General features: G+C 45.4%; 19 protein-coding genes, 1 tRNA gene and 1 pseudogene. 3 read left to right on the top strand and 18 right to left on the bottom strand.

Features of this window, described 5'->3' with window-relative positions:
* Window positions 1-12: 12 nt before the first annotated feature.
* The 5 genes from pnp to B0180_RS05715 form a co-directional block, all read right to left on the bottom strand.
* Entirely contained in the window at window positions 13-2,109 is a 2,097-nt protein-coding gene (gene pnp, locus B0180_RS05735) for a polyribonucleotide nucleotidyltransferase (RefSeq protein WP_192831316.1), read from the bottom strand.
* 202 nt (window positions 2,110-2,311) lie between these two features.
* Window positions 2,312-2,578 (bottom strand): 30S ribosomal protein S15, encoded by a 267-nt coding sequence (rpsO, locus tag B0180_RS05730; RefSeq protein WP_049237758.1) that lies wholly within the window; start codon window positions 2,576-2,578, stop codon window positions 2,312-2,314.
* A 212-nt stretch (window positions 2,579-2,790) separates the two neighbouring features.
* A complete protein-coding gene (locus tag B0180_RS05725; RefSeq protein WP_078256059.1) occupies window positions 2,791-3,426 on the bottom strand; it encodes an opacity family porin in 636 nt (211 codons plus the stop codon).
* Between the two features lie 172 nt (window positions 3,427-3,598).
* The gene (gene truB, locus B0180_RS05720; protein WP_420866057.1) at window positions 3,599-4,534 is read right to left on the bottom strand and encodes a tRNA pseudouridine(55) synthase TruB; all 936 of its coding nucleotides are present in this window, start codon (window positions 4,532-4,534) and stop codon (window positions 3,599-3,601) included.
* Window positions 4,531-4,938, bottom strand: a complete 408-nt coding sequence (locus B0180_RS05715; RefSeq protein ID WP_049237760.1) for a ribosome-binding factor A — start codon at window positions 4,936-4,938, stop codon at window positions 4,531-4,533. The genes truB and B0180_RS05715 overlap by 4 nt, the downstream gene beginning before the upstream one ends.
* Before the next feature lie 475 nt (window positions 4,939-5,413).
* On the opposite strand from B0180_RS05715, the gene B0180_RS05710 reads away from it, so the two are divergent.
* Entirely contained in the window at window positions 5,414-6,262 is an 849-nt protein-coding gene (locus tag B0180_RS05710) for a DUF2382 domain-containing protein (protein WP_192831317.1), read from the top strand.
* A gap of 143 nt (window positions 6,263-6,405) precedes the next feature.
* On the top strand, window positions 6,406-6,903 hold the full coding sequence (locus B0180_RS05705) for a YsnF/AvaK domain-containing protein (protein WP_233424937.1): 498 nt from the start codon (window positions 6,406-6,408) through the stop codon (window positions 6,901-6,903).
* Between the two features lie 234 nt (window positions 6,904-7,137).
* Here the strand turns inward: B0180_RS05705 and infB are convergent, their stop codons facing one another.
* The 10 genes and pseudogenes from infB to B0180_RS05660 all read right to left on the bottom strand — a co-directional run.
* Entirely contained in the window at window positions 7,138-9,876 is a 2,739-nt protein-coding gene (gene infB, locus B0180_RS05700) for a translation initiation factor IF-2 (protein WP_078256057.1), read from the bottom strand.
* A 156-nt stretch (window positions 9,877-10,032) separates the two neighbouring features.
* Window positions 10,033-11,514 (bottom strand): transcription termination factor NusA, encoded by a 1,482-nt coding sequence (gene nusA / locus B0180_RS05695; RefSeq protein WP_078256056.1) that lies wholly within the window; start codon window positions 11,512-11,514, stop codon window positions 10,033-10,035.
* Window positions 11,515-11,607: 93 nt separating this feature from the next.
* Window positions 11,608-12,105: a ribosome maturation factor RimP gene (gene rimP, locus B0180_RS05690; protein WP_049237764.1), complete on the bottom strand. Its 498-nt coding sequence runs from the start codon at window positions 12,103-12,105 to the stop codon at window positions 11,608-11,610.
* Window positions 12,106-12,359: 254 nt separating this feature from the next.
* A tRNA-Met gene (locus tag B0180_RS05685) sits at window positions 12,360-12,436 on the bottom strand.
* Window positions 12,437-12,848: 412 nt separating this feature from the next.
* Complete coding sequence (locus tag B0180_RS05680; RefSeq protein ID WP_143821282.1) at window positions 12,849-13,511, bottom strand: M15 family metallopeptidase; 663 nt, start codon at window positions 13,509-13,511, stop codon at window positions 12,849-12,851.
* A 28-nt stretch (window positions 13,512-13,539) separates the two neighbouring features.
* The gene (locus tag B0180_RS05675) at window positions 13,540-13,839 is read right to left on the bottom strand and encodes a hypothetical protein (RefSeq protein WP_078256055.1); all 300 of its coding nucleotides are present in this window, start codon (window positions 13,837-13,839) and stop codon (window positions 13,540-13,542) included.
* A gap of 1 nt (window position 13,840) precedes the next feature.
* Entirely contained in the window at window positions 13,841-14,224 is a 384-nt protein-coding gene (locus B0180_RS05670) for a hypothetical protein (RefSeq protein WP_078256094.1), read from the bottom strand.
* 11 nt (window positions 14,225-14,235) lie between these two features.
* Entirely contained in the window at window positions 14,236-14,406 is a 171-nt protein-coding gene (locus B0180_RS10165) for a hypothetical protein (RefSeq protein WP_167366929.1), read from the bottom strand.
* An 11-nt stretch (window positions 14,407-14,417) separates the two neighbouring features.
* Complete coding sequence (gene gpJ / locus B0180_RS05665) at window positions 14,418-20,258, bottom strand: TipJ family phage tail tip protein (RefSeq protein WP_078256054.1); 5,841 nt, start codon at window positions 20,256-20,258, stop codon at window positions 14,418-14,420.
* A 125-nt stretch (window positions 20,259-20,383) separates the two neighbouring features.
* Window positions 20,384-20,974: pseudogene (locus tag B0180_RS05660) on the bottom strand (tail assembly protein); the annotation flags it as partial.
* 395 nt (window positions 20,975-21,369) lie between these two features.
* On the opposite strand from B0180_RS05660, the gene B0180_RS05655 reads away from it, so the two are divergent.
* Window positions 21,370-21,573 (top strand): ribbon-helix-helix domain-containing protein, encoded by a 204-nt coding sequence (locus B0180_RS05655; protein WP_049237269.1) that lies wholly within the window; start codon window positions 21,370-21,372, stop codon window positions 21,571-21,573.
* Here B0180_RS05655 and B0180_RS05650 read toward each other — a convergent pair.
* From B0180_RS05650 to B0180_RS05640, 3 genes are read right to left on the bottom strand one after another with little or no spacing between them, the layout of a single operon-like run.
* The gene (locus tag B0180_RS05650) at window positions 21,558-22,340 is read right to left on the bottom strand and encodes a C40 family peptidase (RefSeq protein ID WP_078256053.1); all 783 of its coding nucleotides are present in this window, start codon (window positions 22,338-22,340) and stop codon (window positions 21,558-21,560) included. The genes B0180_RS05655 and B0180_RS05650 overlap by 16 nt on opposite strands.
* Window positions 22,341-22,393: 53 nt before the next feature.
* Window positions 22,394-22,780, bottom strand: a complete 387-nt coding sequence (locus tag B0180_RS05645; RefSeq protein ID WP_078256052.1) for a hypothetical protein — start codon at window positions 22,778-22,780, stop codon at window positions 22,394-22,396.
* Window positions 22,777-23,565, bottom strand: a complete 789-nt coding sequence (locus tag B0180_RS05640; RefSeq protein WP_049237265.1) for a hypothetical protein — start codon at window positions 23,563-23,565, stop codon at window positions 22,777-22,779. The genes B0180_RS05645 and B0180_RS05640 overlap by 4 nt, the downstream gene beginning before the upstream one ends.
* Window positions 23,566-23,612: the final 47 nt, after the last annotated feature.

The following is a 23,612-nucleotide window of genomic DNA, read 5'->3' as shown; positions in this document are numbered from 1 at the left end:
CACTAAGGCTGTTTATTCAACGCCTTTCATGGTCAATTTGATACGACCACGGTTGTCAATGTCTTGAACCTGAACTTTGACAGATTGACCTTCTTTGAGATAATCACCAACATTTTCGACGCGCTCATCAGAGATCTGACTGATGTGCACCAAGCCGTCTGTGCCTGGCAAGATGGTCACAAAAGCACCAAAATCAACGATGCGCGCAACTGTACCTTCATACACTGCACCCACTTCAACTTCGGCAGTGATCGCTTCGATTTGTGCGATAGCGGCGCGTGTTGAGGCTTTATCCATACCAAAGATGCGCACTGTGCCATTATCATCGATATCGATGGTCGCGCCAGTATCTTCGGTTAGCTGACGGATGGTTGCACCGCCTTTACCGATCACATCACGGATCTTTTCAGGGTTGATATTGACCGTTGCATAATTAGGCGCATGCGCATTGATCTCAGTGCGGCTTGAGGCAATCACTTCATTCATGGCATTTAGGATATGAATGCGTCCTGCATGCGCTTGTTTAAGGGCTTGCTCCATGATGTCGGCAGTGATGCCTTCGATTTTGATGTCCATTTGAAGTGCGGTGATGCCTTCGGTGGTACCAGCCACTTTAAAGTCCATATCGCCCAAATGATCTTCATCACCCAAGATGTCCGATAACACAGCAAAGCGCTCGCCTTCTTTGACCAAGCCCATCGCGATGCCTGCCACTGGCGCTTTTAGAGGCACGCCTGCATCCATCAATGATAATGACGCACCGCAGACAGATGCCATTGATGATGAGCCGTTCGATTCGGTGATTTCAGAGACCACACGAATGGTATATGGGAAGCGCTCGGCAGCTGGAAGCATGGCTTGGACACCACGGCGTGCCAAACGACCATGACCGATTTCGCGGCGTTTTGGCGCACCTTCACGACCTGTTTCGCCAACAGAATAATGCGGGAAATTATAATGCAGCATAAAGTGATCTTGCTTGGTGCCTGCCAGGGTATCAACCAAATTCACATCACGTGTCGTACCCAAAGTGGTTACAACCAAAGCTTGGGTTTCGCCGCGGGTAAATAGTGCCGAGCCATGCGTATAAGGCAACACGCCCACTTGAATATCTAGCGCGCGCACTGTCTCTAAGTCACGACCATCAATACGCGGCTTACCTGATAGAATATTATCACGCACGGTACGATATTTTAGCTCTTCAAACAGCTCTTTGACGCTTGCTGCTTTTTCTTCATAATTTTCGCTCTCAGGCTCACCTGCCAACGCTTCTAGGGCTTCGTTTTTGATCTCATCCAAACGAGCATAGCGATCTTGTTTGACAGTGATGGTATAAGCCTCACTGACCTTATCGGTAAACTGAGCTTTCAAAGCCTCATTGAGCGCTTCATCAATGGCAGGCGCAACAAATTCTTGCTTGGCATTGCCTACGGCTTGGGCGAAGGCATTGATATTATCAATCACCACTTGCTGCTGACCATGTCCATAAAGCACTGCGCCAAGCATTTGATCTTCGGATAGCTCACGCGCTTCTGACTCAACCATCAACACCGCAGACTGCGTGCCTGCAACCACCAAATCCAAGTCGCTTTGCTTCATCTCTGCCAAGGTTGGATTTAGGACATACTCACCATTAATAAAACCAACGCGAGCAGCGCCGATAGGACCGTTAAATGGCGCAGGTGAGATCGCCAATGCTGCTGACGCACCGATCATCGCAGCAATGTCAGCATCTTGGGATTTATCCGATGAAATGACCGTGGCAGTCACTTGGATTTCATTATAATACCCTTCTGGGAATAGGGGGCGGATCGGGCGATCAATCAAGCGAGAAGTCAGTGTCTCAAACTCTGACGCACGACCTTCGCGCTTGCCATAGCCACCTGGAATCTTACCAGAAGCGTACATTTTTTCTTGATAATTCACTGTCAAAGGGAAAAAGTTTTGACCGGCAACGGCTTCAGGGCGTACCACCACTGCCACCAAAACAGACACGCCGCCCATGTGCACAAGTACGCTATTGGCTTGGCGAGCGATACGACCGGTTTCTAGGACAACTTGTTGGTTGCCGTATTGAAATTCTTGACGAATGGTATTAAACATAAATATATCCTTTTATATGATAGGCATTGATTGGCATAATCTAAAGCCCTAAGGCATAACATCGTGTCATGTCATGCCTTAGAGTTCTAAATTCATGCCGAATGCGCTTGATGATTCAAATCATGAAACAATGAATAAAAAACGGCACGCAAAAGCACGCCGTTTTCGGTATCGTACACAGGTTAATCAACCCAACGCTAAAAGCGAATTAACGACGCAGACCCAATGAACCGATCAAATCAGTGTAACGGTTCAAGTCTTTACCTTTTAGGTAGTCTAGCAATTTACGGCGTTGGTTAACCATGCGGATCAAACCACGGCGGCTGTGATGGTCAGCTTTGTGTGCTTTGAAATGGTCTTGTAAATCATTGATACGTGCAGTCAATAAAGCAACTTGAACTTCTGGGCTACCAGTGTCGTTCTCACCGCGCTGATATTTTGCGATGATTTCTTCACGATCTTTGTTAGTCAACATAACGAATTCCTCAATAAGCAATGCAGAGATATTCAGGCAAGCATTGCATTGCTAAAGCTTACCTATGCCTTTTCGGCGTTTAATGGCAAATTATAACAGTTTTTTGGGCAACTGTCAGCTGTTTTACTGATTTTTATTATTTTCACAAAAAACCCGTCGGTGTTGAGTGCCGGCGGGTTTGGTTTAAGTAAGTTTAAAATCAACGATTTTACTTAGAAATTATAGCGAAGACCTACTTTTGCACCATATTGATGAACTTTAGCTTCTTCAAATTTACCCAAGTAATTATATTCCACACCAGCATCAACAGCAAGCTGCGGATTGATGGCGTACTGTGCGCCAGCCAAAACACCAAAACCTACTTTGGTTTTCTTTTCACTATCGTAATAGGTTTCTTGAGTAATACTGAGCGGAGCTGTTGTTGTAACAACCTCCGAGTCTTCAACTTTTACTTGATTAATACCCAAGCGACCACCCACATAAGGTGTGAATCCAGATACTGTCTCAAAATCATAGATGGCAGACAAGCCCAAAGAATGTGCTTTTAGTTCACCCCAGTAGACTTCTTTCTTAACAGCTCCATTAGGCAGTTCCGTAACATCAGTACCAGACCCTTTGATTTTACCAAAATTAGTATAATCTACAGCGTAACGAACCATACCTGTATCTTTACCCACAGCCACGGTATAGCTAACATCATCATCTTTGATCTTTTCGTCATCAAATTTGAAGTTCAGTTTAGAATAGCCGACATCACCCTGAACATAATAGCCGTTATTAACTAAAGGATTTGCTGAAGCGGCGGTGGATAGACCTGCCAGTGCTGCTACTAGAAGCAATTTTTTCATTATCTAACCTTTTCATCACAAAGTACGCATATATAAGCAAAATCATTGTATGATTTAAATGGTCTAATGTCAATGTGTATTGTTATAGAACAGCAATAATGTTACAAAAATTTCTAGAAATGGAGAGTTCTTTAAACCGTTCACCATAATAAAACTGATGCATTTTGACTGATTATGTCACCAATTTTTTGGGCTGTAGTCGTCCGCTTGTCGATACTTCTGCCAGTCCAATAAACGTTTGCTCTGCATACAGTCGCACAAGTAGCGTATCAATAAACTGAGGCAAGCTGTCAATACGGTCTTTGACATTAAGCCTCTGCCCTAATTTTAGCCGCTCGGCCTCACAATCATCAACGCTTAAAATCGGCACATGCGCCATCAAAGCATCCACAGGCAGTAGCCGATCGATTTTTTCGGACAAAGATAACTCACTTAGGCGATCAAGACTCACCGCAGCAGTCACATCAAAGCCGCCTGTGGCGGTGCGTCTTAGGCCAATCAGGTGCCCAAGTGTGCCCAACTGCTCTGCGATGCTCTCGCCCAATACCCGAACATAAGTGCCTTTTGAGCAAATCACCGACAATTCGACCGTTTCATCATCTAGTTTTGTGAGCGTCAATTGGCGTATGACAATGGGTCTGGCAGCGCGCTCTACATCTATGCCTTCACGGGCGTATTCATACAATTTTTTGCCGTCTTTTTTTAGGGCAGAATACATGGGCGGTACTTGCATTTGCTCACCTGTTAAGGTGTTGGCGATCTCATCAAGCCTTGACTGATCAAAGCTTAAGATCGCAGCAGTCTTGATGACCGATCCTTGACGATCACCTGTATCAGTCTTGGCGCCCAACCGAATGAGCGCAGTATAGCCTTTGTCAGCGTCCAAGCCGTATTGCGCAAACTTAGTAGCATCACCAAAACAAATCGGTAAAAGCCCAGTCGCCATCGGATCTAGCGTGCCTGTATGACCTGCTTTTTTGGAATCGTGAAGATCGGATTTATACAGATACTTAGCTTTTGCCAAAGCGCTGTGTGAACTGATATCAGCAGGTTTATCCAGCAATAAAATGCCTGAAACCACCGTCTTTTGACTGGGCTGACCCATCATTCATCGCCATCATCAAGATAGTTTTTTTCACTTTCTTGGGTTTTTTGCATGGCTTGCCCAACCAAATTCATCATATGATTGCCATGCGCAGTGACTTCGTCATAATGAAATCTTAAACGCGGTGTGGTGCGTGTTTTCATGGTGCGTGCAAGCTCAGTACGCAAAAAACCCGCCGCGCTATTAAGCACTTTTAGGCTTTCTTGGTGCGCTTCACGGTTCATGCCACCGTCTTGACTTGGCTCCAAAATCGTCACATAAATATCTGCATAGCCCAGATCTGGACTGACTTTCACGCTTGAGATGGTCACAAAACCCGTCAAACGCGGATCATTGATCTCATCACGAATCAAAGTCGCCACAGTGCGCTGAATCTGATCGGCAAGACGTTGTAATCTTTGGTTCATAAATATACTCTTAATTTTTCTTAATAATGACTTTTATCAAACAGTCGATCTGACAGTTTCCCAACCTACTGCAAATGGCGTTAGTATAGCTCATTTTATGCATGAAACCAATGATTCATATTGGCTTGATGAGCTTTTGACTCAGAATCTTGACTGCACTTGGCTGTCATTAACATCATTACAACATAATTGTCTAAGCAATTATGAAACTTACTCAAACTTACATTGATTTACCTTGGTTGGGAAATGTTTTATCGAACTACAATCATTCTTGACAAAAAACGCTTAGTATAACTGGCGAAATTTCTGCATACTAAATTCATGGCTAAGGCGCTATGAAACTCAAATTAATCTTGTTAAGCATAGCGATTCAAAGCCAATATGCGGTCAGTCATGAAGTCGGCTGCATCTGATCAAGACATCACTTAAGAATCACACTGATGTCAAAACAAGAGTAAATTAAGGGAAGGAAAATATTATGAGTAAATTAGTAAGATTATACGACATTGAAACGACCAATCGTGATGTTTTGGGTCAAGATTATTACAATCCAATCGGCAAGACCGCTTATGGCATCAATCAAGAAAAACTCGGCAATGTCGAAGATGCCTTGGTTGAAGTCGATACTGGCAAAATTCGCTATTTGGTCGTAAATGCAGGGGGGTGGTTCTTTTCAAAAGAAGTGCTTGTACCAGCTGGCTTATCGCGCATCGTGGGTGATGAAGTGTATTTTGATAGCCTCACCAAAGAGCAAGTCGAAGCCATGGAACCATACGACCGTGATTACAGCTACTCTTATGATGAGCAGTACAACAAAGATCGCGCGTTTTATACCGCTGACACGCTGCCAGCAGAAAGCCGTCTTGATCTAGACGAAAGCCACTATAATGCACCAAATACCCTTGAGCTTTTAGAAGAGCGCTTGACAGTTAATAAAGATCGCATTGTGGCAGGTATTGTAAGCCTTGGCAAACATGTCGTGACCGAAGAGCGTCGTGTGGAAGTGGACTTAGAAGAAGAGCACGCACATATTGAGCGCACGGCTGTGGATCGTCCGACCGACCGCCGTATCAATGATTCAGGTGCAGACACCATTAGCGTTGAGTTGGAAGCAGAGCGTGCGAATGTGAGCAAACAAACTTATGTCACCGAAGAAGTGACTTTGGGCAAGACTTCCGAGACTCGCACTGAGACCATTTTGGAGACCATTCAGCGCGAAGAGCTTAATGTGGATGACTTGGGTAATGTGGTTGATAGAGATGGCAATGTGGTCAACTATGAAGGCATCACTGCTGATGAAGTACGCCGCGCCCGCGGTCTGTGATGATCACGCTTTGACTTATTAACCCAGCTTAACCCAGCAGTCAAAATCAAAAAGTCAGAGTATTCACTCTGGCTTTTTTTTAAATGCTTAATTAAGCCATCATCACATAAGATCTAAAATTATCAAGCCCAAGGAGACAATCCGTGAATCCACAAAACAATGATCAAATGCTCGAGCTCTTAGAAGAGCGCGCACAGGTGCATAAAGAGAGAGTGAATACAGGGAAAGTCGTTTTATCCAAGCAAGTTAAAACGCGTACCGTCGACATTCCCATCACACTGACCGAAGAGCATCTTGTCATCACCTATCAGCAAGATGATCCACCGCCCAAGCTTGATGAGATGACGGCAGATGATCTGGTGAGTATCATCGACCACACAAAAGGCGAGCACGTCCAAATCACGATCAATGGTCAAGTACACACTTTGACACCCCAAACGCCGATAGAGATTATGCTATCTTGTGAGACGGCGACAGTCACCAAAACCGCTCATGCGATTGAAGAAATTCGCCTAGACACCCAAACCATCAGCCGAGAGTCAATCTTTAGTGTGGAACTTCAAAAAGAAGTGCTTGATATTCAAGAAGGTGAAGACATGCTTAAGCAAAGCATCAATACCACTGATCAAGCCAATCACTAATTAGACAGCTTTTATTTGATGAAGGCGATCAATCTGTTTTATTTGATGAAGGCGATCAATCTGTGTGGCTGACAGTTTCTTTGGTCAATGAGTAAATTTAATTAAATCCCAAATCATAACTCTAAAATAAAAAAGATTGGTCATTTCTACCAATCTTTTTTATCGCCTAAGCATTAATGAGCGATCCATTGATCAGCCGCCCCTATTAGCTTAGTGTTGGCTGATTAGTGATCATTATAGCTCACGCTTAACTTCATGGATTTCAAAGACTTCAATCTTATCGCCGACAGCAACTTCGTAGCCTTTGACCGCAAGACCGCATTCCATGCCTGCTTTGACTTCATTGACATCATCCTTATAGCGGCGCAAGGATTGAAGATGACCAGTGAAGATAACTTTATCGTCACGCAAGACACGGATTGGCTTGTTGCGATAAATTGTGCCTTCTTGAACCATACAGCCTGCCGCCGCACCAAACTTGCTTGAGCGGAACACATCGCGCACCTCAGCAATACCCAAGATCTGCTCACGATGCTCTGGCGCAAGCATACCGCTCATCGCCGCCTTGACATCATCAATGAGACCATAGATGACGCTGTAATAGCGAATGTCTAAGCCAGCTTCGTCAGCCTTACGCTTACCTGCAGTATCAGCGCGGACGTTGAAACCAAGCAGCACCGCTTCACTTGATTCTGCCAAGATCACATCAGATTCGGTGATCGCGCCGACACCTGAACTGATGACACGCACTTTGACTTCATCTGTCGATAACTCATCTAGGGCATTTAACAGCGCCTCTAAAGAGCCGCGGACGTCCGTTTTTAGGATAATATTTAAAGTCGCTGCCTCTGCACTGCCCATGCTCTCAAACAAGGTATCTAGGCGCATTTTGTTTTGGCGCTCAAGCACACGCTCACGCTCACGCGCAGCACGGAAATCAGCAACTTCACGCGCTTTTTTCTCATCAGATACCACCAAAAACTCGCTGCCCGCTGCAGGCGCTTCTGGCAGACCCAAGATCTCAACAGGAATCGAAGGACCAGCGGTCTTGATGCGCTGACCATTTTCATCAGTCATGGCGCGAACTTTACCGTAGTATTCGCCTGCCAAAACAAGGTCGCCTTGATTGAGCGTACCACGCTTGACCAACAAGCTTGCCACAGCACCACGCCCTTTATCCAAGCGTGACTCGATGACCACACCTTGAGCCGCACCATCAACGGGCGCTTCAAGCTCCATCAGCTCAGCTTGGATGCTGATGACTTCTAAGAGCTCATCAATGCCCATGCCTGATTTGGCAGAGACTTTGACCATAGGTGTATCGCCGCCCCACTCTTCTGGGATCACTTCTTTGACTGATAGCTCATTGATCACACGGTCAGGATCGGCGGTGTCTTTATCCATCTTGTTAATCGCAACAATCAGGGGCGTACCTGCCGCACGCGCATGGTCGATGGCTTCTTCAGTTTGTGGCATCATGCCATCATCTGCCGCAACGACAAGCACCACGATATCCGTCGCCTGTGCACCGCGCGAACGCATGGCAGTAAAGGCAGCGTGACCTGGTGTATCCAAGAAAGTAATGACGCCGCGGTCTGTAGTGACGTGATACGCACCGATATGCTGCGTAATGCCGCCCGCTTCACCGCTGGCAACCTTGGTGGCACGAATTTTATCCAATAGCGACGTCTTACCATGGTCAACGTGACCCATAATGGTAACAACTGGTGGGCGCGTCTGAACATTGCCTGACTTTTCATCAACCGCCACTTGTAAGTCATCTTCAAGCTGCGTGTCGCTGACTGGAATGAAATTATGTCCAAACTCCTCAATCACCAGTGCGGCGGTCATCTGATCGATGGTGTCAGACTCACGTACCATCTCGCCCATTTTCATCAATGATTTGATGACTTCACGCACTTTGACTGCCATTTTTTGAGCCAAATCAGATAAAACGATACTCTCGCCTACCTCGACATTATGGACAATTTTTTCAACAGGCATCTCAAACTTATGCTTATTGGCTTGAGACGATTTCAAACCTTTTGAGCGAGTTTTGATTTCACGCTCTTCTTGCTGACCTTTGCGACCTTTTTTGGCGCCTCTGCCAGCAGTACCTGCCGCGCCTCGCTTGATTTCGCGGCGTTCTTTTTCAAATGATTCTTCAAGAGCAGCGCCCACCAAGCCATCAGCCAGCGGCGCATCATCTTTGGTGCGAACAATGGCGGCAGTAGTACCATCATCAGTCTCGCTATAGCGAGATGCCATTTGTTTCATCTGCTCAAGCGTACGTTTTTGGGCTTCTTCAGCAGCCTTACGGCGCGTTTCTGCCTCCATTTGACGCAAGCGCTCTTCTTCAGCCTCACGTGCTTCGCGCGCTTTTTTATCAGCGGCAGATTCTTGCTTAACTGGCTTGACGGTCTTTTTCTTCTCGGTTTTTTCTACTTTGTCAGCAGGCTTGGCATCTTCTGGCTTTTTCACCTTTTTGACGACGACTGTGGCGTTAGCTTCACTATTTTTTGCAGGCTCACTGCTTGCACGCATCGCAGCCAAAGTTGCTGCTTGACGCTCGGCGGCTTCTTGCTTGCTACGCTCGGCGGCTTGTTTTTCTTCGGCGGCTTTTAGGCGTGCTTCTTCGGCAGCCTTAGCTTGAGCGGCGATTTCTGCTTCAATCTTAGCAGGATCTGGTTTTTCGTAGACCACTTTTTTAGTGCGCACGACATTGACCGTTTTTGCTTTGCCTGACGTTCCTGTAACTTGAGCGGTTGAAGTGGTTTTAGATTTTAGGCTGATGCGAGATTTTGGTTGCTCGCCGTGGCTTTGCTTTAAAAAAGCCACTAATTTATCTTGCTCGGTATCGGTGACAAGATCGTCTTCACCGCGACTTGGTAGACCGGCATCGGCAAGCTGTTTTAGGATGGTTTCGGTTGTTGTGTTTGAAATTTGTGCAAGTTGTTTAACTGTTTTTGCCATTCATATCACCTAGTTGTTTTGGTTTGGCAAGTGGGCTTGGCATCGCTACCAAACATTGCCCACTTTGTGTATTGTCTGCCAAACCTTTAGGCTTGGCAAAATTATTTTAATGGCTGCACGCTCATTGCTGTGCGCCTACGACTGCTGCGCCCATGATTACTCGAACCATGATTGGCGCGCTGCCATAATGAATTTACCAGCGCTTTGGCTATCCAAGCCCTCGATATCTTCGATATCAAAAATGGCTTGCTCTGCCAAATCATCCAGCGTAATGATATCGCGCTCGGCCAATTTATAAGCAATCGCTGGCGTCATGTCTTCTAAAGCCAAAAGCTCTGCGCTTGGTTCTTTGATATTTTGCTGTTTGGCAATCTCATCACTGATGATCACTTCTTTGGCACGCTCTTGGATGGCAGCGATGGTTTCATCATCCAAGCCATCAATGTCATAGAACTCTTCTACTGGTGCGTATGCCACGGTTTCGATATCGGCAAAACCCACTTCCGCCAACACTTCCGCCAAATCGCGATCAAGCTCCAAGCGCTCATAAAACAGGTCAATCACTGCTTGGTTTTCAGAAGCTTGGCGCTCGCTGTATTCAGATTCCAAAATCATGTTCAGCTTATAGCCAGTCAGTTCAGAAGCCAAGCGAACATTTTGACCTTGAGAACCAATAGCACGTGCTAATTGATCATTGGTCGCAAAAATCACTTCAGCTGTTTTGGCATCTTCATCAAGCACAAGACCGCTCACATCAGCAGGCTCAAGCGCACTGATGATATATTGCGCCGGATCTTCATTCCAGACGATGACATCGATGCGCTCACCATCTAGCTCTTGCTGTACTGCTTGGATACGCGTACCACGCATACCAATACACGCACCCACAGGGTCGATACGGTGGTCATTGGTTTTTACTGAGATTTTAGCGCGCAGACCAGGCAAGCGAGCCACATCACGAATCTCAATGATCTGCTCGCTGATCTCTGGAACTTCTTTGTTCATCAAAGCAATCAGCATCTCATTATTAGTGCGTGAAAGCATCAGCTGTGGACTACGACCATCGCGATTGACTTGATATAAAATGGCTGAAACTCGGCTTTTGACACGCAATGTCTCACGTGGCAATGTCTGATCTTTTGCCAAATAACCTTCGCCACCTTCACCCAAATCCACAATGTAAGCATCACGGCTTTGTTTTTTGACTTCACCAGTCACCAGCTCGCCAATACGCGACTCAAACGCATCAGCCACCAAAGCTCTTTCAGCTTCACGGATTTTTTGGATGATCACCTGCTTGGCTTGCGTGGCGGCGATACGACCAAATTCAATCGATTCGATCTGCTCTTCTTTGATATCACCAACTTGCCATTCATTTTCGTCCAAATCGCTGATCGCAAGCTGACACGCCGGCATCTCATGATCTTCATCGGCGACCACTGTCCAATAACGAAACGTGTCATAGTCGCCCGTTTTACGATCAATGTGTACGCGGATGGCAACTTCAGGCTGCTCGGTATAGACTTTTTTCTTGGTTGAGACGACAAGCGCTTGCTCAATCGCCTCAAAAATATCTTCAGGATTTAGCCCTTTTTCGTTACTGACGGTCTCAACCACAGTCAAAATTTCACGACTCATCTGTAGATCCTTTGGGTTAATTGATATTGATTAATTTTTATGCAATGATTGACACTTAGCCATGCAATCTCAGCAGGCATTAGACCAAATACATCAGTCTTCGTACACCAAATGCGCTTTATCCACGCTATCAAAAGCAATGTCAAATTCAAGCTTATCTTCGGTGACAACTGTCATAGTGTCTTCGCCCACATTCATCAAGCGACCCACCACTTTACGCCGCTTCGTATCGCCGCTGCCAATGGCGTGGATCAGACGCAAATTGACTGTCTCACCAACATACTCTGCCACCTGCTCACGCGTAAATAAAGGACGGTCAAAACCTGGGCTTGACACTTCTAGGACATATTCACCAGCGATTGGATCGTGAACATCAAGCACACCAGAAACCTGATGATTGACCGCTGAACAATCCTCGATGGTCACATGCTCGCCTGCCGCTCGATTTTCAGGCAGTGATTCAATATAAATACGCAGTAATGATTTGCGACCTTGAGGCATAAACTCAATACCCCATAAATCGACACCGCAGGCAGCGACCGCGGGGGCAATCAACTCGGTCAGCTCAGCAATTTTGCTTGATGGTTTCATGATTGAATGATAATTCCTAAAATGATGTTTACAAAACGGCGGTCACTCATCACAACAGTCTAATAAAGCGCCGTCATAACATAGTATAACCCATAATGAGCAAGAAGCGTTATTTCAGTGATGAATTTGTTTTAAATACAAAAAAGCCCACATAACACAAGGTTGGTGGGCAATCATAATACCAGCCGACAGCTTAATCTAAAGAATTAAGCTACCTAAGATTACCATCAGGCAACGCTTAGGATTTTAAAAAGTGGTAGCGGGGGCTGGATTTGAACCAACGACCTTCGGGTTATGAGCCCGACGAGCTACCAGACTGCTCCACCCCGCATCAATTTAGAATGCTTATTATATAGAATATCTGGGTAATGTCAAGTGTTTTTTTGAAAATTTTTATCTGAATGATCTGGTTGCCGAGCAACACTATGAATCAGTTGTGTCTATCGGTAGTTTTGGCTATTGATAAAAATAAAAAAATCTCCAAAGACTTCAGCTGGAGATTTAAAATTTGGTGCGATCGGAGGGACTTGACATAATTTTATAAATCATTGTTTTTACAATGCTTTATCTTCCAAATATCATCACAAAATAATTAAATACTGTTATCCGTACTGTTATTATTTTGTGCCTTCGCACCTTGCTTGCTGTTAATCGCTGTTATTATTGCATATCGCTGGCATCTTGGCAAGCTGCCTCACGCATAAAAAAAATCACCCCCAACCACAACGGTCGGGGGTGATTTATTATGATGTCAGCTCAAAATGCGGACCATCTAAAAACCGTCCACCGCCTGCACGATACGCTTTGACCCAATCCTGTGGCGTACCAGATTTGCCCATGATATTTGTCCAAGCGCCGCCCCAGCGCACTTTGACACCCAATTCGGTTGCTGCTTTCGCCATCGCCTTGGCAAGTGGGTAGTAATGATTAAAGTCCCAGCTGATTTTGCCATCGACCACAGGTGCGATATCCACGGCATGACCAGTTAGATGCTTTGAGTTCATGGTTTTGCTCGCACCTTTTTTGACAAGCTCGGCTTGTCTTGCTTTTGTGCGCAAGCCTTCGATGACAGCAAAATCGGTATCGGTGAGCTCAATCGCACGCTTAACCACTTTGACCAGATTGGGGTTAACGCCTTGCAAGTTTTTGAGACTGCGTTCGCCAAGGAAAAATAGTTTGTCATTTTTAGCAGCTGGTGAGCTTGCGATGTCTTTATCTACATCGACCATGGGCGATGATTGGTTTTGTTCGATGACGGCGCGCTTATCATCATCGCTGATTTCTTTGAATTTTAGCGCTTCACGCACCGCTTGCACGGTCATCTTACCTGCGATGCCGTCCACTGACCCTTTGTAAAAACCTTTATTTTTAAGGTCTGTTTGAATTTGCCTGATATAACTGCTCATAAATTACTCCAATAAAAAAAAGCCCCATCTAGGGGCTTGAACGTCTAAATCTTTTGCGAAATCGCAAACAATGCTTTTGTACTTTGAGTAGATTGCCTACCCAAAAGATAAGCAATAAGCCATGGCTAAATACATCAACTGCAGTCAACCCATACTCGTCAAGACTTGCATATAACAGTACCGACCAGCCTAATGTGCCAACAGCGACAAGCCAAGCATCTGCCGTGGGTGTTTTAAACTTTTTGTTAAAGCCTTTCAAGTGGCGAACAAATGTATATCCGCCCAGGGTAAAACCAATCACACATATGATAATGTTGATAAGCAGCATATTAACCCCCTTTATCCAACTTATCGGACTTGGACCAAGGCATTAACTTGTCTTGGGCTGATTTATAAAAGGCATCTTGCCTTTTTTGGTCGCTCACAAATACAAGAAAACCTGTGATGATTGGCGTGCTGATTAATGATGTGATAAAACCCCAAAACAACAGCGTGCTTGGTGGTGGTTCTACATTTTGATTAAGATACAAAACAATCGCCATACCGCTCATCATGCCAATCAAAGGTTTTGAGATGAATGGATATTTCAGACGGTTGTCAATCTCTCCAATCATAATAAACGCACTAGCAAAGCCACCAAAGGCGCAAAACACCCAAAATGGCAACCAGCTCAACAAAAAAGGGGCTGGTAAAGCCCCCTGTATCTCGATCATATTTTTACCCTCTAAATCCACTGCCCATCTACCCACCGCCATTGCTTAGAATTATCAGGCGGTGGCGTCAGTGTAAAGTCTTTGTCATCGCCTAAGTCTGCGATGACATAGTCAGGATTGCCTGTATCTTCATACAAACATCTGCCGTCAGATTTATCAATAACATAGATTTTGATTATCATGACATCTCCTTTTAGCGCTTATATACCATTGCTTGCAAGCTCCGATCTGTGATTTTTACATCGTTAAAATCATAGCCTTTGAGCTGCATTGTAATCGTATAAGTTTGATCGCCTGATGGCGGGCTATCAGCCAAAGGTGCTAGTATAAAGTTTCTTTCACGAAACCCTATGCTGCTATGTACTAATTGATGGTCGTGGTCAGCATAGTTGCCGATGGGCGATATGCCGCCAACACCAATTTTTTGAATGCCTGTTATGCCCACTTCTTGTAAAATCTCGACCGTTCTCAAAACATTTCCGCCGCGTTTAAAGCGAAAAATAATACTCCAATTAACCTTGTTTGTATTTAGCTTATCTATTCTCAAGCAAGAGAATGACAGCATTACCAAACCGCCCTGAGCATTAAGCGTAACACGATTTAGCTCAATTTCATTTTGGCCACTAAATTGCTGCTCACCAGCGCTAAATTGCAAGCGCGGAACAACAACCGCTTCACCAGCGATCTGTAGCGTATCAACCTGCGCGTTACCAATTTTTGCTGTTGTGATTGCAGCATTAGCGATATGAGCGTTAGTAATCGACCCATTGCGAATAAACGCATCAGAAAGATAGTTGCCCGGCGGTACTGTCACGCCATTGATCGTCGTCGTTCTTGTAACAGTCGAGAACATCGGCGTCTTATCGCCCTGCGGATTTGCAATGTAAAACTTATCCGCCCTGATCGCAAAATCAGACACACCATGATTACTTGCTAAGCCGATACCGCTGACAACACCGCCTGACTGCACTTTGAGCGTCCACTGGGCAGACAAGCCGTTTAGCGACTGTGCGTGCTGTTGGATGCTCGATGTGTGACCGCTGACGGTGGTTTGCAATGTGCTGACTTTGCTTGTTTCAGCGGTAAGCTTGCTATCGACTTGATTGACTTTGGTTGTCAAGCTATTAAGTGCGCTTGCATTCGCTTTAGAGCCAAGACTTGTATTTAAGTTATCAACACGACTTGATAAAGCGCTATCAGCGTCAGCTCGTGCTTGTTCTTCTTTCGCAATGCGTGCGTTAGTTGCTTGATGATTGCGACTAAACGATACATCAAGACTATCAACACGACTTGATAAAGCAGAGTCAGCATCAGCACGTGTTTTTTGCTCAGCTGCGATTGCAGCATTGGCACTATTAGCTTTGCCAAGTGCATCATCTGCAACACGTTTAGCATTTTGTGCGTTAGTGTTTGCTGTATCAGCAGTGCTTTGAGCTTTGTCAGCTTTGCTATTGACAGTTGTGTAATTAGCAGTCAATGAGTCGATTTGACTTGATGTTGAGACATCTTTATCGCTCAATGTCTTAAGCTGTCTTGTCACGCTTGCTTTATTGCTGTTGTAGTCACTACTTAAGTTATCAATGCGAGTTGATAAAGCTAAGTCAGCATTTGTGCGAGCTGTTGTTTCACTTGCAATTTGAGCAATCAGAGTGTTATCAGCTGATTTATAAGCTGTCTCGATCTGACTGATCTTTGTTGCTGTTGCTTGATCAGCTTTAGCTTGAGCAGACTTAAACTCATCAAGACTTGCACTGCTTGCTTTTTGGTCAATATCGGCTTGCACGTCTTCTGGTGCTGGCGACCAGTCTGTGGCAAGTGTACCTAGTTCGAGTTTGGGATTTTTGACAATCATGGTGTCAGCGACAATGTCCCAAATTTGAATAATCGCATTGTCAATACGAGCAAGTGTTTTATCAGACGGTACAGTACACAAAGCACTAATACGCCCATCAAAACTATCGCCGTTATTGATACTGTGCTTCCACAACCCAAACCATTTTCTTGAGCCATCGGTATAGGTGCAAGTCAATTCTAATCCAATCCTAAACCATTTTGCCCCTTGAGTGGTAGCACGGTGGGCGTTGGTGTATGACACATCACAAGACAATACAAAGTGTCTTAATTTTGACACATCAAGCGATGGGCTGACCTGTAGATACGTTGTGCCATGACTGTTTCTTGAGGTGTTGCTATTGAGCAAATAATTACGCCCACCCACCGCCAAATTATCAAACTTCGCATTCATCTGACTTTGTGCCGTTGCCACTGCCTGCTGAGCATTAGTTGCTGTTTGCTGTGCTTGGGCAACACTGGCTTTGATAGCGTTGTCAGCAGTGGTAAACTTACTGTCTAATGCACTCATGCGACTGGCTAAACTGCCATCACCATCAGCCCTTGCTTTTTGCTCTGCCGTCAAGCTTGCATTAATCGTACTATCAGCACTCTTATAGCTTGCATCAATCGTATCAATGCGTTGAGACAAAGCATTATCAGCATTGGTCACAGTCTGCTGTAGCGTGCTGATGCTTGCGTTAGTCTGTACAAATTGAGCGTCGATGTCTTCAGGTGCAGGTGTCCAATCAGTTGCGATGGTGCCTTTTTCAAGTTTGACATTGCGAATTTGGAGTGTGCCAACAGCATGACTTTCCAACAACAACGCTAAATAATTAAAATGTTCAGCGTGTCCGTTTTTATGATTAAGGGTAAAAGTATGACTGTATTTGACCCAGTCGCCCGTGATGTCTTGGCGGATAAAAATATGGTTTTGGGTGGCAATGCCATTTAGATAATACAGGCGTACAAAAATCCTTAATTGGACATCGCCTTTGGCTTCATACGATAATGTATATTCTTTACCATTGACAATTTCATTTAAAAGCGGATTGGTGCCGATATTGTTATTGACAACCGTGCCTTGTTTACTGCGTTGATACCAATGTTTCCAAAATGCTTGCTCGCCAGTCAAAGTAATAACGCCATTAGCAGGTTCAATACGGATAGCGGTTTCGCTGTTATGTTTATTAAATTGCCAATTCGCAAAAGTGCCAGTATTAAGCAATAAATTACGACCCCCAACTGCCAAATTGTCAAATTTCGCCCCCAGTCTATCAATACTTGTCGCTTGCCCTGCTTGCGTCTGTTTAATCGCTGTAATCTCGCTATTAGCATTATCCGATGCAGTTTTTAGCTGAGTGTAGCGTTGTGACAGCTCGCCTGTGGTTACGCCAAGCTCACGGATTGAGCTTGTATGACCGCCCACAGTTTGCGACAGATTAAGCAATTCTTGCGTCTTAGCACCGTCAGACTGCTTAAGCGCATTGATATCAACAATCGCGCTGCTGATGCGATTTTTCTCTGTGTCGATACTAGCAACAGCAGTATTAAGCGTGCTTTGAGCATTAGCAATACTTTGATTAAGCGTCGGCAACTGCTGATTGATGCTGTTAATACGCGTGCGCTCATCAGCAATGCTTTGATTTAACTTTGGCAAATCAACATTGATTTTGCTGATGTTTGTTTCAAGCGTCGGTATCTTAGCAATCGGCGTGCGCAGTGACTGATCAAGATGGCTTTGGCTAATTTGACCAGATAAGATATCAAGTACTTTTCCTGCGTCGGCGCTTGTTGTGCCACTGACCCATTCCGTCCAATCGCTGACATTGCCCAATTTATCAACGATACGCGCACGATAAAATTGGCGTAAATTGCCTTGCAAACCAGTGATTGTATGGCTGTTGGTTGGGTAGGCAAACTGCCCTAGTGTAGCGATATTTGAGCGACCGTCTGGTGATACTTGAATTTCTGTGTAATTGGTATCGGTAGAGCCTGTGTTAAATATCCAAGCCAATTCCATGCCAAACAGCTTGCCAGTGGCGGTAAGCCGTGCCAAGCGTGGCGGTTTGCCTACTTTGCCTGTGATGGTAGTAATTTGGCTTGATGTGGCTAGGCTTTCGTTATCAAAGGCGTCGATTGCACGCACACGAGCTTGATAGTTACCGCTATAGACATTGTCAATATCGATGGTTTGGCTGGCGGTCTTAGGCAGTGCAATCCACGCATTATCATCGGTACGCCACTCGACACGATACGCCACCGCACCGATGACTTGTGACCAATCAATGCTTAGCTTGGTGATACTGACACCTTGCTCGACACGCACCGATTGGCTGATGGTCACTGTCTCAGGCGCGCTAATCACCGCCGTTGGGATGACGCTCACAGGCTTTGGCTGGGCACGGATATCAATCTCAGCAGCGACAAATTTGTCAGGGTTGTACTCAACGCCTGTGATGGTAAACTTGGCAGGCTCAGACTGCACAATCGACATCACACGCAGTTTGAGCGTCTGCAAATCAGCACTATCCATCGCCCACACGGCATCAACTTCGGCACGTTCAAAGGCGGTCTGCACGGTGATTTTATTGCCATTGATGGCGGTAATGGTGCGTGTCTCAGTGACGCCATCATTGCCATTGATCATCAGCAGATCGCCACTTGCCAAGCTTTTGGTGATGGCACGATCTAGGGTGATGACATTGCCGTCGATGGCTTGTACACGACCGCCATTGTCACGACCTGCCAGCACATGATCAGACACGGCAATCACTGAGCCCACGTGGGGCAAATAGCCGTCTAGCCCGACACTAAATGTCACCGTCTGCGTCTCAAGTGCTTCAGACAGTAGTGCCCACTTGCCAAGGCGTATCGCCTGAGCCTGACTAGTGCAGCCAAAGGCAGACATATCAAGGGTTTTTACGCCGTATTTGGCGATGGCTTGCAGGTCTGGGACAATCTCATAAGTAGTTTTGTACTCATTATCTGGGTCATCCCAAGCGACTTTGATTTGAGTATGTCGTGCATAATTGGCAGTGCCTGAGTACTCAAAATCACCGATGATATTGGCACGGCTGAAGGTGTATAGCACATCTTTTGGCAAATCAGCATCGACGATAATTTGCTCACCATCCCAATATGTTAGTGCGTGGAAAATCCCTGCGATATTTTGCAAAATCTTATACGCATCTTCACGCTGCTGCAGATAGACATTGCACGCATAACGAGGCTCACGACCACCACGGCCATCATCGACCATTTCGTCGCAGTACTGTGCCACACGATACAGGCTCCACTTGTCCAGATGGCCAATCAGCCGATCACCCAGTGCATAGCGACGAGCGGTGCACAGGTCATAATAAATCCAAGCGGGGTTATTGCTGTAGGCAAGCTTAAAAGTACCGTCCCACAATCCTGAGTAAGTACGGCTGACTGGGTCATAGTTGCTCGGCACTTGGATAATCATGCCGTGGCATTCAGCGGCGAATTTTGGGATATTATTAAAACTCTCAGCATTAAAGCGTAAGCCAATCAGTGCCGTGCATGGATAGCGTAGCTTGGCATCAAGCACTTCGGTGAGTGCATCGATGGTCATGCGATCGCCAATCATCTCGCTGTCTTTATTGGCGGTGATGCGACGCACACGGATTGTCCAGTTGCTCTTAGCGGTGGGTAAGTCAATGCGGTGACTGCGTTTGTAGCCTTGTGATGCTTTGCCGCTAAATTTGGTAGCAAGCACTTCACGCCATACACCGCCATCGGTCTGTACATCGACGGCATATTCAATGGTGTGACCAACACGATCGCCGTTATCCTTGGCGGTAAAAATCGCCCCAAAGCCCAAGCGAATGACCACTGCTGATAGCTTGGTGTTGCGGATTTGACGCACAAATGGGCGGTCATGGCGTAGCTCGACATTGACACCAGTCTCATTCTCGACCGCTGGAAAGCCGTGCAGGTGTTCTTGGTCAATCGTGCCGTGACGCATCTCCCAGCTCACACCGGCGAAGTTCTCACCGCCGTTGTCATTAATCAGTGGCGTGCCATCTAGATAGATAGACCTGCCCCCATCGACCAAGCCCAAAATCTCACCTTCGCCAAGCCCATAGACGACGCCAACCTCATTGCCTGATTGCATATTGTCAGGCATGATATAAGGCTTGGCTGCTTGTTTTCCCTTTTTTGCACCGATAATTTGCATGATTTACCCCAAAAAAATTACAATGATTTTCTGACTTCTGCCATTGATCTTTTGATCATATTGCCAGCAATGCCCTTAGCATTAATATCGCCGCTGTGATTATGCACACGCACGCCACCATCGATCGTCTTGTCATAAGCGGTAATGCCGGCTGAGACGATAAAGCCACCAATCAGTCTGCGACCGTACAAGATAGGCACTGGATTGCCTTGTGCGGTAGTGGTCACAGCGCCACCAAATCCATTGTTCGGCTTGTTGCCGTCTTCATTATCAACTGCGACATCAGGCGTCGGTGCAAGCAGGGTCGCCACGCCGCTGGCAAGCATCCCCACACCCGCTGCGACCAATGACATGGATGTGCCACCCGTGAATGGCGTACCAACAATCCCTGCCACGATCATGGCAACACCTGCGATGGTCTGAATCCAGCCAGCAGCTTTACCGCCACTGCCCACCACTCTGGGAACGATATGGATGTGATCGCTGCTTGTACGGTAGTCAAGTTCACGCTCGCCAATGTTGGTCGCCTGTGTGCGTTTTTTGCCGTTAAACACGGCAAAGCGATATCCCAGACGCTCAGACTCAAGCATAAACGCCTTGTAAGCAGGGATCTGACAAGCCAGTGCATGGCTGGCTTCTTTGGCACTTTTGACATCAAGCCTAAAAAATCGCCCAAATTTCTTTGCCAAGATGCCGTGTAGTTCAATGGTTTTCATAAATTTTACCCATTAAAAAACCGCCTATCAGATGATAAGCGGTGATTTTTGAATGTAAAAAAAGTCAAATAATTTATGCGTTTTTGCCTAAATTATTTGACTTTTGGTGTAGGATACCCTATAATATAAACCATCGGAGCAATAACGCTTAGGTAGTTTTGCTACTCGATGAGCCGATGGGCTTACACCCATCAACAAAAAAGGAGCAGACGATGAAGGCTCTAATCCAACTCATCGTCATTGTTATCCTGCTACTCATTAGCAATAATGCGTACTAGATAGCAAGCCAATCAAGCTACCGTTAATAGTTTGATTGGGGGTTAGGTGAGATTAGCGGTCTTGCCTAACCTGCCCCTTAATCTTAATCAATTTTAGCGTAAAAATCAAGGATTGTTATGCCAAAAATCGTCTCAAATCCCAAGACGCGCCGTGAAATCAACGAAGCATCCATGGCGCGCCGTGGCGTCGTCAATAAAGCGTTTAAGCTGCACGAAGACACGGTAGCGCTGGTCAAAGCATTGTCCAAACAAACGGGCAAATCTCAAGCCCAAATCGTCACCGAAGCTTTGCAGATGTACGCCGCTCAAAACATCGACTGATGTCGCACCACCATCGCCACTCGTTTTGCCCAGTTTTCTCCAAAAATTTCACGTACGGAGTTACGCCCGTGGGGATGGTGGATGACAAGGTTTTTGCCAAAGATTGGCGGTGTTTTTTCGCTCGCTAGCTCACCGCTATCACCCAGATAAATCAAGGCATGATTGGGGTGATAAGTGCGTCCGACACGGCAGATGATGACATCATGCTTTTGGATGTCGGACAATGGCACTTCGACAAAGCCTTCGGTTTTAAAGTTTTCAACATACAGGCTTGGGCTATGATCATCTTCCCACCAGTCCACGGCTCGCGGATAATCTGACAGCGTCAAGCCGCACTCGCGCTCATAATAATCACGCACTAGGCTATAGCAGTCTTGCAGACCATGCACATACTCACGCCCGACCAGTGGTGCGGTGTAGGCTTTGGGCTTGTGGGTGCGGATATTGACCACGCCATGATTGACCGATGCAATCACCCACGGCACGCCGTGTAACGCCATCTGCACACGGTCAGGCTCAGACGGCATAGGCTCACCATCTGGGTGGCTATGTACGATGGCTTGGATCCCAAAGTTAAATTCAATCTCGGCATATTCAGCAGGGTCAATCTCAAAATGATTTGCAGGGTCATAGCTGATATTCGCCATGCGAATATAGTCAAGCTCGCCATCAAAAGTATTTCGCACAATCAAGCCACAGCACTCGTGCGGATAAGCATCAAGTGCATGGGCTTTGATGGCGTCTTTGAGGGATTTAGATAGTCGCATTTATTTTGTCCAACAAAAAACCACCCATAGGGTGGTTTGTTTTAGAAATAGATTTATTTAATGTGTGTAGCTATCATACTTGGCAAATCATCAAGATATTTTTGAACCTGCTTAACATCATGCCACTCAATATCATCATCCAATGCATAATCCGCTTTGTGCCTTAATGTCAAAAAGTTACGGTATTTGATGGCAATTTTGCGTAGATTTTTATCATTTTTTGCCAACTCATCCAAGCTGTAGAACAGGTTTTGATGTGAGCCAGTTTTGAATTTATCGGTAGCAATTCCTGCATTATTCATGGCCAATCTTAGATTATGAAAAATAGCATAGTAACTACGATTAATATAGCTACGATGAATAATTTCTGATGAATTTTCATCCATATTGGCAAAAGCAGCATTGATAAAGCTGCAGAAGTCATCAACACAAATACTCATACCCCTGCTCCTTGTTGCACAGGGATAAAACTGACCAGTATTTTTTTATATTCATCGTATTCCAGCGTGTCACTTTCAACCAGTTCATCGATAAATAGATCATTCAAATCAAGGGCGTCATCAATATTTACACCAGATAAAAACATGCGAATCCGCAAAACATCCTCAAATTCTGTTTCTTCGCCAGCTACAATAAACTCATTATAGCCTGCATAGTGTTTGGATAAAAAACGCTGCAATAACTGCATGGTTTTAATGAACGCTTCTTTGCCGATACCAAGCCGATCCAATAAAGAGATTCTAAATTCAATCTCCTCTAATGCCAAGCGACTATTGTCAAGTAGGTAGTCTCTTGCTTCGCTACCTTGATATAAGTCAACAGCTTGTATGATAGGGTCTCCATCTAGCAAATTTATCGAATTATATATCACCATCGGAACAACACCAGTCAAATAGGGATTGCGATGTAGGCTTTGTAGTGAAATTTCGTTACTTTGCAAAAAGCAACCAGCCTTATGCAAAGTGTTGATGTAGTTTTGTGTTGCATCACCATCACTTTTTATTTGATAAGCTGATTGCATTGATTCAAGCGCTGCGTCAATATTACCCATTAACAAATGGGCAAAGCCTTGCAGTGTGTATGCTGCATATCTATCAGACGATAAAAGTTTTTCAGCATCCCTCAGCCAAGAAATATACATTAAGTGCTCAGGATTGGTTGGGCCGCAATAACCCTGAATATACTCCAAAGCTTGTAGTGTACGTGTTTTTGGCTGAATACTCATCATATATCTCTATATTGGTCGGCTCTTTATTCTAACATGAATAAATC

It is taken from the genome of Moraxella canis (assembly GCF_002014965.1).
GTDB lineage: Bacteria > Pseudomonadota > Gammaproteobacteria > Pseudomonadales > Moraxellaceae > Moraxella > Moraxella canis.
Note: the sequence above shows the minus strand (reverse complement) of the source record. Positions and strands in the feature narration are given on the sequence as shown.

Coding starts and splice junctions, on each gene's coding strand:
- infB (WP_078256057.1), bottom strand. CDS start 9,876: ATGGCAAAAACAGTTAAACAACTTGCACAAATTTCAAACACAACAACC.
- nusA (WP_078256056.1), bottom strand. CDS start 11,514: ATGAGTCGTGAAATTTTGACTGTGGTTGAGACCGTCAGTAACGAAAAA.
- truB (WP_420866057.1), bottom strand. CDS start 4,534: ATGATGGGTCAGCCCAGTCAAAAGACGGTGGTTTCAGGCATTTTATTG.
- B0180_RS05655 (WP_049237269.1), top strand. CDS start 21,370: ATGCCAAAAATCGTCTCAAATCCCAAGACGCGCCGTGAAATCAACGAA.
- B0180_RS05715 (WP_049237760.1), bottom strand. CDS start 4,938: ATGAACCAAAGATTACAACGTCTTGCCGATCAGATTCAGCGCACTGTG.
- B0180_RS05675 (WP_078256055.1), bottom strand. CDS start 13,839: ATGCTGCTTATCAACATTATCATATGTGTGATTGGTTTTACCCTGGGC.
- rimP (WP_049237764.1), bottom strand. CDS start 12,105: ATGAAACCATCAAGCAAAATTGCTGAGCTGACCGAGTTGATTGCCCCC.
- B0180_RS05640 (WP_049237265.1), bottom strand. CDS start 23,565: ATGAGTATTCAGCCAAAAACACGTACACTACAAGCTTTGGAGTATATT.
- B0180_RS05725 (WP_078256059.1), bottom strand. CDS start 3,426: ATGAAAAAATTGCTTCTAGTAGCAGCACTGGCAGGTCTATCCACCGCC.
- rpsO (WP_049237758.1), bottom strand. CDS start 2,578: ATGTTGACTAACAAAGATCGTGAAGAAATCATCGCAAAATATCAGCGC.
- B0180_RS05670 (WP_078256094.1), bottom strand. CDS start 14,224: ATGATCGAGATACAGGGGGCTTTACCAGCCCCTTTTTTGTTGAGCTGG.
- B0180_RS05680 (WP_143821282.1), bottom strand. CDS start 13,511: ATGAGCAGTTATATCAGGCAAATTCAAACAGACCTTAAAAATAAAGGT.
- B0180_RS05650 (WP_078256053.1), bottom strand. CDS start 22,340: ATGCGACTATCTAAATCCCTCAAAGACGCCATCAAAGCCCATGCACTT.
- B0180_RS10165 (WP_167366929.1), bottom strand. CDS start 14,406: ATGATAATCAAAATCTATGTTATTGATAAATCTGACGGCAGATGTTTG.
- B0180_RS05645 (WP_078256052.1), bottom strand. CDS start 22,780: ATGAGTATTTGTGTTGATGACTTCTGCAGCTTTATCAATGCTGCTTTT.
- gpJ (WP_078256054.1), bottom strand. CDS start 20,258: ATGCAAATTATCGGTGCAAAAAAGGGAAAACAAGCAGCCAAGCCTTAT.